12 protein-coding genes and 1 other RNA gene are annotated in these 12,600 nt (G+C 63.8%); 2 read left to right on the forward strand and 11 right to left on the reverse strand.

All coding sequences use genetic code 11. The features are described from left to right. Nucleotides 1-7: 7 nt before the first annotated feature. The 4 genes from mraZ to rnpB form a co-directional block, all read right to left on the reverse strand. Complete coding sequence (mraZ, locus tag F1735_RS07135; RefSeq protein ID WP_167236287.1) at nt 8-436, reverse strand: division/cell wall cluster transcriptional repressor MraZ; 429 nt, start codon at nt 434-436, stop codon at nt 8-10. 405 nt (nt 437-841) lie between these two features. After that, on the reverse strand, nt 842-3,535 hold the full coding sequence (locus F1735_RS37855; RefSeq protein ID WP_308626863.1) for a calcium-binding protein: 2,694 nt from the start codon (nt 3,533-3,535) through the stop codon (nt 842-844). 304 nt (nt 3,536-3,839) lie between these two features. Further along, nucleotides 3,840-4,025, reverse strand: a complete 186-nt coding sequence (locus F1735_RS07145; RefSeq protein WP_167236289.1) for a hypothetical protein — start codon at nt 4,023-4,025, stop codon at nt 3,840-3,842. Between the two features lie 399 nt (nt 4,026-4,424). Continuing rightward, nucleotides 4,425-4,777, reverse strand: an RNA gene (rnpB, locus tag F1735_RS07150) — RNase P RNA component class A. A gap of 168 nt (nt 4,778-4,945) precedes the next feature. Between rnpB and F1735_RS07155 the strand changes: the two genes are divergently transcribed. Next, on the forward strand, nt 4,946-6,370 hold the full coding sequence (locus tag F1735_RS07155) for a pectate lyase family protein (RefSeq protein WP_167236290.1): 1,425 nt from the start codon (nt 4,946-4,948) through the stop codon (nt 6,368-6,370). On the opposite strand, the gene F1735_RS07160 is transcribed toward F1735_RS07155, so the two are convergent. After that, nucleotides 6,363-6,644 (reverse strand): transporter associated domain-containing protein, encoded by a 282-nt coding sequence (locus tag F1735_RS07160; RefSeq protein ID WP_167236345.1) that lies wholly within the window; start codon nt 6,642-6,644, stop codon nt 6,363-6,365. The genes F1735_RS07155 and F1735_RS07160 overlap by 8 nt on opposite strands. A gap of 222 nt (nt 6,645-6,866) precedes the next feature. On the opposite strand from F1735_RS07160, the gene F1735_RS07165 reads away from it, so the two are divergent. Next, nucleotides 6,867-8,579 (forward strand): thiamine pyrophosphate-binding protein, encoded by a 1,713-nt coding sequence (locus F1735_RS07165; protein WP_167236291.1) that lies wholly within the window; start codon nt 6,867-6,869, stop codon nt 8,577-8,579. Nucleotides 8,580-8,727: 148 nt separating this feature from the next. On the opposite strand, the gene F1735_RS07170 is transcribed toward F1735_RS07165, so the two are convergent. The 6 genes from F1735_RS07170 to F1735_RS07195 form a co-directional block, all read right to left on the reverse strand. Beyond that, on the reverse strand, nt 8,728-8,955 hold the full coding sequence (locus F1735_RS07170) for a hypothetical protein (RefSeq protein WP_166892889.1): 228 nt from the start codon (nt 8,953-8,955) through the stop codon (nt 8,728-8,730). A gap of 102 nt (nt 8,956-9,057) precedes the next feature. Further along, entirely contained in the window at nt 9,058-9,492 is a 435-nt protein-coding gene (locus F1735_RS07175; RefSeq protein WP_167236292.1) for a nuclear transport factor 2 family protein, read from the reverse strand. Beyond that, nucleotides 9,489-10,256 (reverse strand): SDR family NAD(P)-dependent oxidoreductase, encoded by a 768-nt coding sequence (locus F1735_RS07180; RefSeq protein ID WP_167236293.1) that lies wholly within the window; start codon nt 10,254-10,256, stop codon nt 9,489-9,491. Before F1735_RS07180 ends, F1735_RS07175 begins: the two co-directional genes overlap by 4 nt. Beyond that, entirely contained in the window at nt 10,253-10,807 is a 555-nt protein-coding gene (locus tag F1735_RS07185) for a DUF3833 domain-containing protein (protein ID WP_167236294.1), read from the reverse strand. The genes F1735_RS07180 and F1735_RS07185 overlap by 4 nt, the downstream gene beginning before the upstream one ends. Nucleotides 10,808-10,825: 18 nt before the next feature. Beyond that, the gene (locus tag F1735_RS07190) at nt 10,826-12,061 is read right to left on the reverse strand and encodes an MFS transporter (protein WP_167236295.1); all 1,236 of its coding nucleotides are present in this window, start codon (nt 12,059-12,061) and stop codon (nt 10,826-10,828) included. Beyond that, complete coding sequence (locus F1735_RS07195; protein ID WP_167236296.1) at nt 12,058-12,600, reverse strand: chalcone isomerase family protein; 543 nt, start codon at nt 12,598-12,600, stop codon at nt 12,058-12,060. The genes F1735_RS07190 and F1735_RS07195 overlap by 4 nt, the downstream gene beginning before the upstream one ends.

A 12,600-nucleotide genomic window follows, 5' to 3' on the forward strand; every position in this document is an offset into this window, starting at 1 on the left:
GCGCGCCTTAGAAAGAAAAATTAGATAACACATCGGGCATGCCACCGGCGACGGCGGCTTGCTCGTCTTCGGCCAGTTTGGCGGCATCCCAGATTTCGAAATGGCTGCCCATGCCAAGCAGCATGACCTCGCGGGTGAGGCCGACAGCGCTGCGCAGCTCGGGCGAGATCAGGATACGCCCGGCGGAATCGAGCTCGACATCGCAAGCGTTGCCGAGGAAAATACGCTGCCACGCGCGGGCCGACATCGGCCAGGCGGCGATCTGCTCGCGGTGCGATTCCCACACCGGACGCGGAAAGAACAGCAGGCAGCCGTGCGGGTGGCGGGTAAGCGTGAGGCGGCCTTCGCACTGGACTGCGAGTGCGTCGCGATGCTTGGAAGGAATAGACATCCTGCCTTTCGCATCGAGATTGATTGCGGACGCGCCTTGAAACACGAGTTACCCACTTGAAAAAGTTATTATGAAGTCGGTGTTTTGGCGCCAGGAGCATGAATTCTCTCCCACAAAACTACACTTTTCCACACAGTTGCCCACTTTAGATGAAGCCATCTGGACGGTCAAGCGCTTTCAATCGTGCTAAAAGGGAATTTTGTTAATGAAGTCAAGGACTTAGCGCATTACCTTGAAGGATCTTCAAAGGAAAATATGTCGAAAAATTAGAGACTTAGACAAGACAGTGAATGTTCAACCTCATCTATACACATGGGTTTGCGAGACACAACAAGACTTAAAATAATTACATCTGCTTACTTTTGCGCAACGGATGAGTGATTTGTCCGGTGCGGACGATGGAGTGTGATAGGAAGCCTGCGGCCAGCCAGCGCCGCAGGCAAGTTCAGTTTAGTACAGCAACGGCGAGCCGTCGTTCAAGCTGGCGCCTGGCAAGAATTCCTGCGCTGCGCCGCCGAAACCGCTGTTGCCGACGATGCCGATCGCTGGCGTGACGCCGGCATTGGCCAGGTTACCGTTGAGCGCGTACTGGTAAGCCAGGTCGGCGCCGATGGCCGCCGTGTCGCTGCCGCCACGATGGAATTGCTCGAGCGTGGTCCATGCGCTCCAGGCGGTCGCCCCGGCGGCGCGCGCCTGGTCGAAGCGCGCCACCATGCCGATAAAGTCGAACTGCTCGACCTTGTTGTCGTTGATCGGGCTCAGCGCATCCGGATGGTAATCCGTGGAAGCGGCGGTGATCATCTGCAAGGTGCCGATGCTGGCGTTGCCCGGCGCCGCGTACCAGCTTTTGAAGACGATCTGCTCGGCCACCCCGATGATCAGGACCAGGTCGTTGCCGGACTTGGTCAGCAGCAGGTCGGCATAGCGGATGCCGCCGCCCAGCGACAGGGTGTTGTCGGCGCCGGGCGTGCCAAGCACGGTGTCGACGCCGTCGCCCCGGTTGAAGACGATCAGGTCGGCGCCCGTGCCGGTGGTGATGGCATCGGCGCCCTTGCCGCCGATGAACATGTCGTTGCCGCTGCCGCCCACCAGGCGGTCGATGCCGGCCCCGCCGTCGAGCAGGCTGGCGCGGCCAAGCGTATCGGTCAGCCCGTCATTGCCGGCGCCGCCCTGCAGCAGGTCGATGCCATCCAGGCCGTCCAGCAGGTTGACGCCGGCGTTGCCTTTCAGTAGATTGTTGGCGTCATTGCCGCTGCCGTTGAGCGCAGCCGTGCCAGCCAGGGTCAGCAGTTCGACGCCGTCGGCCAGGGTCAGGCTGACGCTCGAGGTGACATGGTCGAGGCTTCCCCCGCCCGTCTCGACGATGACGTCGCCGGCGTCGTCGACGCTATAACTGTCGTTGCCGGCGCCGCCAGCGAGCGTGTCCTTGCCGGCGCCGCCGTCGAGGGTATCGTTGCCCTCCATGCCAGTGAGGAGGTCGTCGCCGGCCAGGCCGCGCAGGCCGTCGTGATTGGACTTGCCGGTCAGCACATCCGCGCCCGCCGTGCCCGTCAGCGTCACGCTGGCTGCGCGCGTGACGGTCAGGTTGAGTTCGGTCATGGCAAACTCGCCGCTGCTGTCGATCCACACCGCCGTCAGGCGCGTTTCACCGGTATTGTCCAGCGTGGGAGTGCCGCTCAGGGTGCGGGTGGCGCGGTCGAAGCTGAGCCAGTCGGGCATGTCCAGCACGGTCATGACGCCGGCGCCGTCGTCATCCGCATCACGAAACAGATCGCCGGGAATAACCAGGCTGAACGGCAACGAGTCTTCGGTCGTCATATCAGGCAGGTCGATATTGACCATCGGGGCCGCATTGTGCCTCCCCAGCGCCAGTTGCTGAACTACGCCGCTGTCGAGCACGGTGCCGTCCGCAAACGTGAAGGTGAGCGCCGGCAAGCGGGTGGTGCCGGCGCCCATATCGCCTTCAATGCGCAAGAGCATTTTTCCCTCCGAACTCATATCTTCCTTGAGCGACACGAACAAGGCGCTCAAATCGGATGGATCGGCCACGATGCGCAGATCGGACAGCGCGATACCCGGCCCGAAGACGACGTTGGCCTTCGCTTGCGGTCCTTGCAGCTTGAGGTCATCGAGGCCCGAATCGCGCCCGAACAATACCGTGGCCACGCCATCGAGCGCGATGCGGTCAACGCCCGGCCCGGCATCGATGGTGTCGCCCGCGCCGCCGGACAGCGTATCGTTGCCGTTGCCGCCGACCAGGACATCGGCACCCTTGCCGCCGATCAGCCGGTCGCCGCCGCCCATGCCATTTAACAACGCTCCTCTGTCGTCTGCCATGAACTCGTCACCCTCTTCACGGCCAATCCAGCTATTGTCGAAAGAAACACGGGTCAGTTCATTGATGCGCTCGCTGTTCCACACGCTGCTGTCGGCGAAGCGGATCTGGACGTCACGACGGTCCAACTCAAAAAAGCCGGCCACCGTCAGGGCATCGGCGCTTCCTTTGAGCGCGACGATCAGGTCGCTGCCATCCCGGCTGAGCGCGACCGCGCCGGGCATGATGCCGGCCGCCAGCGCGATTGTCTTGCTTCCGATTCCGTGCCCCGCCGACGACAGCAAGGTGTCGCGACCGTCGCCGCGTCCGAATTGAATGGTGTCCTGGCCTGCCCCGCTATCGAGCAGGTCATCCCCGGCGCCGCCGGCAAGGACATCGTTGCCCATGCCGGCGTCGAGCTTGTCGTTGCCGCTACCGCCGCGCAGCACGTCCGCGCCGCTGCCACCATGCAAGGTGTCATTGCCACTGCCGCCGATCAGCAGAGTCGCATCGGCGTCGCTCCACACCTCGTCGTTGCCGCCGCCCGCGTCGAGCGGCATGAGGGTGTGCAGGACATGGTCGCCCTCATCGAGCTGCGTCAACGGCGCTGCCGACAGTAAGGTCCGGGCCAGCACCGCTTCCGCATCCCAGCGCATGCCATTGGCAAAGCGAATTTCTTCGATCAGATGAGGCTGTTCGGTATTTGTCAAGCCCATCCACTTGGCGAAGTAGGCGTTGATGGTCATGTGGCGGCCACCGCTGCGGTCCGCGATGAGCAGATCGTCATCGCGGCGCTCGAAGATCACATCGTCTGGGTTGCGCCCAAGCATCCACAGAACATCATGGGTGCCGGACGTGATGTTATAGCGCGGGAGAATTTGCTGAGGACTGAGACCATATACATAAACTTGATTGACGCCAACAAGAAGACCGCTCATACACATTGCTTTCGATAAAGTTTTAGAACATTTGTTTTATAGAAATATGAATGAATTGTCAATAAATCTCGTACATATCCGCTGTGGCGCTCGGCTCCTCAAGCGCAGCGTAAAAAGCCATTCCCGCGCAAGACGCGCGGAAATGGCTGTTGATGACAGGACTGCCGAGATTAGTACAGCAGCGGCGAAGCGTCGTTCAGGGTGGTGCCAGCGCAAGCTCGGCCCGCTGGGCATCCATCGGAAACAGGACGACCGGCGCGACGTTGACGTTGCCGACTTCAATCGACAGCGTCACATTGGCCGCCATCCCGCCACGGTCGGCGCCATACAGGGTGAATACGCTGACGCCCGCATCGCGGTAGCCTGGCGTTGCGGCAAGCATGCCGGTCTCATGGTCCAGATGGGGCCAGTCCGGTAAGCGCCCTCCGGACTTCGGATTCAGTGCCGCGACAGGTGCTTGCCATTTGAAAAGTCCATGAAGTTGGTGAATTCTTGTTTAATAGAAATATTTAACTTCGGTCAATATTTTCTATACATTTGGATTGGGCCGCAGTGTTGCATGCCGCTCTCGTGCAGGTGACCGGTCCTGGCATTGCAGACGCAAGCAAGACACCGGCACGATGACGGGCCGTGCAGGTAGGCGAAAATGGAAATCGAGAGCGAACGCCGGCAGCACCGTCCATACATGGTCAGCGTGCCGGGCTTGCATGAAGGTGGCTGCGGCATGCGGCATGCAGCATGCGCACATGCCACGCCAGCGCCTTGCGCGCCGGATTATTCAGTGTGAAGCAGGCCGATAGGCCGGATTTTGTTACGGCGACGACCCTTGCGGGCAATCGCTATGACAGCCATTCCTCTAGGCGCAGAATTACTCCTGCGCTCAAGCTCCCTACCCGCACGCTCCGCGAGCCGCCTCAACGCGTGCCTATTTGGGATTGCTCCAGGTGGAGGTTACCGCGTTTCACCGTAACTGAATACGCTCGTCTCTGTGGCCCTATTCCTCGCCTTATACTCCCCGGCTTGCGCCGGTCGGCTTTCAGCGGACGGCCATTAACCGTCACCCTGCTCTATGGAGTCCGGACCTTCCTCCCGCCGACGCATTACGCGCCAGCCAGCGACTGTCTGGCCTGCTTCACCCCGCCATTGTACCGCGCCAGCGCGCATGCCACCAAGTTTCCAGCAGCCACCCGGCGATTGATACCGGTTTCGATATCATTTTTGCAAAAAAAGTGATCGCAGTTGCGCTCCCCAACCTACATACCCACTATTACAATATAGACAATTTTTAACAAGGAAACTTTAATGAAACTGTTGCCTCTTGCCGCACTGATCAGCACCGCCCTGCTCGCCACCTCCGCCGCCAACGCCGCCGACTGGCCGGAGAGTTTTTCGAAATGCGCCGCCCAGGGCGGCACTTGTGACGTTGGCGCCGCCAAGCGCCAGGTATCGTTCGGCATCAAGAACAAGTGGGTGCTCAAGTCGCTCAGCGGCAAAGTGGCCTGCACCGCCGCCACCTTCGGCAACGATCCGTATCCCGGCGTCGACAAGAAATGCGCGGTAGGCCCGCTGGACGGCGGCACCACGCCACCGACCACCCCGCCGACGACGCCGCCAACCACGCCGCCGGCCGGCACCGATCCGCTTACGCAAGCGGCGCCCGCAACGGGCTGGGCCAGCTACAGCAGCGGCACCCGCGGCGGCGCGGCGGCGACGCAGAAAGATGTCTTCCTGGTCAGCTCGGCTTCACAACTGCAGGGCGTGCTCAAGAACACGGGCGGCAAGCCGACCCAGGTCAAGATCTACGGCACCATCGACATGGCCGCCGACGGCCCGTTCAAGAATCCCGCCGACCAGGGCGTGCGCAGCCTGATTTCGCTGCCATCGAACACCACCCTGATCGGCGTCGGCGCCGACGCGGGCATTGTCAACGGCCGCATCATGATCAAGGGCGTCGATAACGTCATCGTGCGCAACCTGACCATCGCCAACCCCTGCGATATCGCTCCCGTGTGGGATCCGAAAGACACCAGCACCGGCAACTGGAACTCGCGCTACGACGGCTTGAACGTCGACCAGGCGACCCACGTCTGGATCGACCACAACACCTTCACCGATGCCCCACGCACCGATGACCAGTTCCCGAAAGAAAACGGCAAACTCAAGCAGTGCCACGATGGCTCGCTCGACATCAAGAACGGCGCCGACTACGTCACCGTGTCGAACAATGTGTTCAAGCTGCACGAGAAAAACACCTTGGTCGGCTCGTCCGACGGCACCACGTCCGACGATGGCCACCTGACCGTGACTTTCCACGGCAATCTGTACCAGGACATCACCGGCCGCTCGCCGCGCGTGCGTTTCGGCAAGGTTCACGTGTACAACAATTACTACCAGGGCGACCGCGACGCCAAGCTGTATCCGCACCACTACAGCATCGGCGTCGGCTACAAGGCCAAGATCGTGTCGCAGCACAACGCGTTCGACATCATCGGCGCCAAGGAATGCGGCGATGTGGTCGAGGCATCGGGCTCGTCCGGCAAAACCGGCGCCATCGTCGACAGCGGTTCCTTGCTCAACGGCGCGGCGCTGGGCCTGGGCGGCGAGAGCTGCAAGTTCAGCACCGCGGTCGGCTGGACCCTGCCGTACACCCCGGTCGTGCTCGACGCGTCCAACGTGCGCGAATCGGTCCTGCGCAACGCGGGCGCCGGCAAGCTCAGCGTCAGGTAATCGGGGCACCGCCCGCATCGCGCCGCAGCTCACACCCGGCTGCGGCGGCGACGGCGGCACACCAGCCTGGGATGGCCGGCGCAGCGCCGCCGGCCATCCCAAGCTGCGTCACCAGCACCCGGTCGATCCGGTGCCTGTCCATATCGACCACCTCGACAAGCAAACGCTCCCGCACAAACCGGTCGGACGCGGCCGGCACATGCCCGAGTTGCTCCAGCACGAAACCGGCCAGGATCTGGTACGCCCCGCCCGCTTCGCCGGGCAGCGCCCCGATGGACGAGGACGAGGATGATCAGCAGATCCATGTACAGCGGCTGGCGAAGGTCAAGGAAATATCCACCTTAGCCCTGCCATATTGCGTGGGTTTGAGGCAGCACAATGTCGCACGCGGTCCGGCGGGGATAGAAATTGTGATATTTAATGTCGTAATTTCAAAAGCTTGCCCGAATCGGCTCGCATAGAATGGCGCATACTCAACCATCCAGGCAGAGACTCCATGACGCACCCTTCCCGCAGTGGCGGCCAGATTCTGGTCGATGCGCTCAACATTCACGGCGTCGACACCGCCTTCGGGGTTCCCGGCGAAAGCTACCTCGACGTGCTCGACGCCCTGCACGACTCCGATATCCGCTTCATCATCAACCGCCAGGAAGGCGGCGCCGCGTTCATGGCCGAAGCCTATGGCAAGCTGACCGGCAAACCCGGCATCTGCTTCGTCACGCGCGGCCCCGGCGCCACCAATGCCTCGATCGGCGTACACACGGCCTACCAGGACTCGACCCCGATGATCCTGTTCATCGGCCAGGTCGGCAACGATTTCATCGACCGCGAAGCGTTCCAGGAGATCGACTACCGCCGCATGTACGGCCAGATGGCCAAGTGGGTCACCCAGATCGACCGCGCCGACCGCATTCCCGAATACATCGCGCGCGCCTTCCAGGTCGCCACCAGCGGCCGCCCCGGCCCGGTGGTGCTGGCGCTGCCGGAAGACATGCTGATCGACACCGCCGCCGTGGCCGACACCCGCCGCTACCAGCCGGTGCAGGCGTCGCCGTCCGCCGCCCAGATCGCCACCCTGCGCGCGATGCTGGCCGCCGCCCAACGTCCGGTGGTGCTGCTTGGCGGCGCCAGCTGGAACGCCCAGGCCTGCGCCGACCTGCAACGCTTTGCCGAAGCCAATGCGCTGCCGGTCGGCTGCACCTTCCGCTTCCAGGACCTGCTCGACAACGCCCACCCTCACTATATAGGTGATGTGGGTATCGGCATCAATCCGAAGCTGGCCGCGCGCGTCAAAAACGCCGACCTGCTCATTGCCATCGGCCCGCGCCTGGGCGAAATGACCACCGGCGGCTACACCCTGCTGGCCTCGCCCGTGCCAAGCCAGCGCCTGGTGCATTTCCATGCGGACGCCGAGGAACTGGGCAGCGTGTACCAGGCCGAGCTGATGATCAACAGCGGCGCCGCGCAAGCCTGCGCCATGCTGGCCGCGATGGAGCCGGTCGACCCGTCCGCCTGGCGCGGCACGGTCGCCGAGGCGAAGGCCGAGCTGGCCGCCTATCAGGAACAGCCGCCGGTTTTCAAGGATGGCACGGCCCCGCTCGACCTGTGGCAAGTGGTGCAGGAACTGATGGCGCAAGTTCCGCGCGAGACGATTATCACGAATGGCGCCGGCAATTACGCCTCGTGGGCGCACCGCTTTTATCGGTATGGCGGCATGCGCACCCAGCTGGCGCCGACCAATGGCGCGATGGGTTACAGCGTGCCGTCCGGCATCGCGGCCAAGATTGTCGATCCCTCACGCACGGTGGTGACGTTTGCCGGCGATGGCGAATTCATGATGAATGGACAAGAACTGGCGACCGCGGTGCAATACAAGGCCGGCGTGATCATTATTGTTTTCAATAATGGCATGTTCGGCACCATCCGCATGCACCAGGAAAGGGATTATCCGGGCCGCGTATCGGGCACAAGCTTGCATAACCCGGACTTTGCGGAACTGGCCAAGGCGTATGGCGCGCATGGCGAGGTGGTCAATGCCACGGCGGAATTCGGCCCGGCCCTGGCGCGCGCGCTGGCGCACACCCGAGACAATGCCTTGCCGGCGGTGATCGAGTTGCGTTACGACGGGAATTTGATTACCCCGAATGCGACCTTGGAGACGATTCGCAAGACGGCGCAAGCGGCCAAGGCGGCGAAAGCGATCAAGTAATCAAGGAAGCGCTACCCGCAAAACCGTCGTTCCCGCAGCGGCGGGAACCCAAGTTTCTTAGCAACTCCTGGAAACTTGGGTTCCCGCCGTCGCGGGAACGACGATGTATCTGTGTAACGACGAGCGTGGCAGGCCGGGGAATTGGGAATTACTGCGAACTAAGCAACTGCGCCTGCGGCAGCAGTTCAAGACCGAGCTCGGCTGGCAGAGGCAGCGGGCGGTCATAGGCACTCTTGGCTTCGGTTACCGGTGCTGTAAAGAAACACGCCACGGTGGCGATAAACGCCAAACCAATGACATTGCGTATCCACATCGACCCCGCCACATGAATTGTCTCCGGCGAAATCAACAAGCTGAAATTGTCTGGGCTTTTCACACTGCCTCCTGTCATAGTTTCGTAATAATTTATACCCTTTTTCGATAAAAGCCTAGTTAATCTTGCGCCGGATTGATGCATATGTGGGTCAGTCCATACAGCCTATTTATTTGCTGCCCGCTTGAGCCAGCGCATCACGCTTCCCAATATCGGCAGCTTCTCGTAAAGCTCCTCGGCGGCATCCCAATAATCCCGATGCGTCATGACAGCCCCGCTCGCATCAAAGCGGATCCGGGTGGCGCCGCGAATGCATTGCGGCGCCGTGGAAAAGCGTTTCATCCGAAACAGAAACTCCCACGTCAAGAAGGCATCGTCGCCCTGCAGCACGGTTGACGTCACCACAAACCGCGGCTGCTCGACCTGCTCGAACATATGCGCGAAGATGGCGACGATCGGCCCGGCCCCGCGCACCTCGTTGAACGGGTCCTTGAACTGCGCATCGGGCGCGTAGATCCGCTCGATGTGAGCGCGCAGCGACCCGCGTTCGATGCCTTCGTAAAAGCGCACCAGCCGTGCCAGCTCCGGCGCGCGGTTCATAATCCGGTCACCTTGTGGATCAGCCAGAAATACAGGCGGTACGGCAGCAGGCGCGCCAGGCGCATGCTGTTGGTGAAGCGCTTCGGAAAATGGATATGAAAGTGGCCGCGCTCGATCCCGTCCACCATCGCATGCGCGGCATCGGCGGCGCTCATCAACGCCGGCATCTTGAAGTCGTTACTGGCCGTGAGCGGGGTGTCGACAAACCCCGGATTGATCTGGTACACCGCGATCCCGCGCGAGCGCAAGTCCAGGTACAGCGACTCCGACAGGTTGATCAGCGCCGCTTTGGTCGGCCCGTACACCAGCGCCTTGGGCAGCCCGCCGAAACCGGCCACCGACGCGACAATGCCGATTCCGCCGGCGCCCTGCCTGAGCAAGACCGGCAGCGCCACGTCCAGGCAGTTGAAGGCGCCGCGCAGGTTCAGGTCGATCATCCGGTTGGCCGCCGCCAGGTCGATCGCGTCCGCCCGCATCTCGTTGTAGCCGCCGGCGACGATCAGCACCAGGTCCACGCCGCTCCACTCGGCCACAATGCGCTGGCAGGCCTCGTCCACGCTGGACCGGTCGGTCACATCGAGCGCCAGCGCCAGCGCGCGCGGCTCGCCCGCCACCAACTGTTCCAGCTTGTCGGCGCTGCGCGCGGAAAACGCCACGCGCGCTCCCAGGTCGAGCAACAGGCGCGCCGCCGCTGCGCCGATCCCGGTGGACGCGCCGATCATCCACACGCGCTGCCCGCGCCACTGCTTGACGCGCGGGTTCATTGCGGCGCCGCGCCCGCCACAGGGCGCTTGGTGAACGACAAGGTCACGCTGCCCAGGTTCACGCCGAACTTGCTCATCGCCGTGCGGTTCAACATGACCTTGTCGTCGATCAGGAACATCCAGTCGTCCATGTCCATGTTGATCACCTTGCCGTCGACCGGCAGCGCCAGCACGTACTGCCAGCGCAGCGCATTGCCCGACACGGTGCCGCGCGCGGCGCCGACGACATCGGCCGCGGTCGCCGTAAACGTTCCCGGCCCGGTGCGGGTCAGGGTCCAGATGCGCTTCTGGCGCGTGCCGTCCGAGTAGACGAAATCTTCATCGAGCACGCCCGTATCGCCATTCCAGGTGCAGCGCATCTGCACCACGAAGCGCTTGATGACTTCCCCGGAGCGGTCCTGGAACATGCCGTGCGCGTCCAGCGTGCCGTTGAAGTACTTGCTGATGTCGAGCGCCGGGGTCTGTTGTGCGTAGGTGTCGGGCGTGGGCGTGCTGCAGCCGGCAAGCGCCAGCGCCAGGGCGCCGGCGGCAAAGATCTGGTGGAGTTTCATGGGGCTATCCTTTGGTGATTAACAGTGACGAAGCGGCGCGCGCCACAACATGGCGGCGGCCAGCAATTTGAGGGTACACGGCAGCAACGCGTAGGCCGCCGCCAGCGCGGTGGTGCCGCCGCCGGCGCCGGGCGCGTAGCCGAGCCACGCCAGCAGCGGCAGGGCGATGCCGGCGGCCAGCGCCAGGGTCATTTGCACGCCCCAGTTCCACACGCCGAAGTACGCCGCTTCGCGCCCGCCTGCATGACCGGCGCCGGCGATCACGCCGGCCAGCAGCGCCGGCGGCAGCGCCAGGTCGGCCCCCAGCGCCAGCCCGGACAGCAGGCAGATGACGCCGAAGGCGATGCTCGCGCCCGCACCGAGCCCGAACGCCCAGACGAAAACGGCGGCCGCCAGCAGCATGCCGGCCGCCCACGCGCGCGCTTCGCCGAAGCGGGCGGCGGCGGCTATCCACAACGGCATCGAGCAGGCCGCCGCAGCGAAGTACACGATCAGGAACAGGGCCGACATGGCCCCCAGCTTGAGCCGGTCGGCCGCGAAAAACAGAAACAGCGTGGCTGGAATCGACGAGGCGACGCCGTTCACGATCAGCACCGCGAACAGGGAACGGAACGGCGCTTGGCGAAACGGCGCGGCAATGGCGCGCCAGCCGGGCCGCGTTTCCAGCGCCGCCTTGACCAGCGGGCGCGGCGAGCGGGCCAGCAGCAGCGCGCCGCCCGCCGCCAGGGTGGCGGCGAAGGCGAGAGTCAATGCGTCGTAGCCGGCCGCGCCGGTCACCGCGGCGGCCAGCACCACGCCGGCCAGGCCGCAAGCTTCGCGCACGCCGGTCACGCGCGCGCGTTCGAGCGGGGCCTGGGTGAGCGCCGCGCCCCAGCTCTGGTGCGCGATGGTGGCGATGCTCAACCCCAGGTAGACCAGCATCAGCGTGCCGAGAAACCAGGCCATGGTCGCCAGCCTGCCCAGCGCCGGCGGATGGAACAGCGCCACAAAACCGGCCAGCAGCAGCGGCAGCGCCAGCGCCACATAGCGCGCATAGGCGCCCTGCCCGCGCTCGATCCACCAGCCGAGCAGCGGGTCGATCAAGGCGGCCACCACGCGCGCGGCCAGCAGCACGGCGCCGATCAGCGCCAGCGACAGGCCGGCGCGCTCGGCGTAAAACTGGGGCAGGTAAACATAGATCGGCAACGCGACCATCGCCAGCGGCAGGCCGAACAGGCCATACGCGAGCAGCTTCGCCAGCGACAGGCGGCTCATCGCGGGGCGGCGTCTTTGAGCAGTGCGGTGCGCAGGGCGCGCGCGCTGGTGGCGGGATCGAACCAGATGCCGAAAAAGGCGTGCGCGAATTGCTGGTCGTGTACCGTCGCCAGCGCCTTGCCATCGAGGTAGAAGCGGGCGCCGGCGCCGGGCAGGAACACGCCGCTGATATGCGTGCCTTCCTTTACATCGGGGAAGATGGTCTTCATGGTGGCCAGCCACTGGGCGCGTTGGGCAGGCGTGCCGGCGCCGGTTTTTTCCATCTGCTCGGCGCTGGCCTCGGCGATCTTGACGCCATCGAGCTTGCGCGCGTAGCGCAGGTCGAGCACAAACGGCGCAGCAAAGGGAGCATCAAGCCGGTAGCCCTGCTCGCCCACCCACAGTTCGGCCTCGTAGATCGCCAGCCCGAACCAGGTAAAGGTGCCCTTGCCGGCCACGCGCGCCTGCGCCAGGTGTTCTTCGATATGGCCCGGTGCGGCGCTGGCCGAGTTGACGACCATCAGCGCGCAGGCGGACAGCAGGAGCTGGCGGCGCCGCAT

Origin of the sequence: Massilia genomosp. 1 (assembly GCF_011682185.1) — a bacterium.
Lineage (GTDB): Bacteria > Pseudomonadota > Gammaproteobacteria > Burkholderiales > Burkholderiaceae_D > Telluria_A > Telluria_A rubra.

Coding starts and splice junctions, on each gene's coding strand:
- F1735_RS37855 (WP_308626863.1), bottom strand. CDS start 3,535: ATGCTTGGGCGCAACCCAGACGATGTGATCTTCGAGCGCCGCGATGAC.
- F1735_RS07145 (WP_167236289.1), bottom strand. CDS start 4,025: ATGCTTGCCGCAACGCCAGGCTACCGCGATGCGGGCGTCAGCGTATTC.
- F1735_RS07155 (WP_167236290.1), top strand. CDS start 4,946: ATGAAACTGTTGCCTCTTGCCGCACTGATCAGCACCGCCCTGCTCGCC.
- F1735_RS07165 (WP_167236291.1), top strand. CDS start 6,867: ATGACGCACCCTTCCCGCAGTGGCGGCCAGATTCTGGTCGATGCGCTC.
- F1735_RS07175 (WP_167236292.1), bottom strand. CDS start 9,492: ATGAACCGCGCGCCGGAGCTGGCACGGCTGGTGCGCTTTTACGAAGGC.
- F1735_RS07180 (WP_167236293.1), bottom strand. CDS start 10,256: ATGAACCCGCGCGTCAAGCAGTGGCGCGGGCAGCGCGTGTGGATGATC.
- F1735_RS07185 (WP_167236294.1), bottom strand. CDS start 10,807: ATGAAACTCCACCAGATCTTTGCCGCCGGCGCCCTGGCGCTGGCGCTT.
- F1735_RS07190 (WP_167236295.1), bottom strand. CDS start 12,061: ATGAGCCGCCTGTCGCTGGCGAAGCTGCTCGCGTATGGCCTGTTCGGC.
- F1735_RS07195 (WP_167236296.1), bottom strand. CDS start 12,600: ATGCGGCGCCGCCAGCTCCTGCTGTCCGCCTGCGCGCTGATGGTCGTC.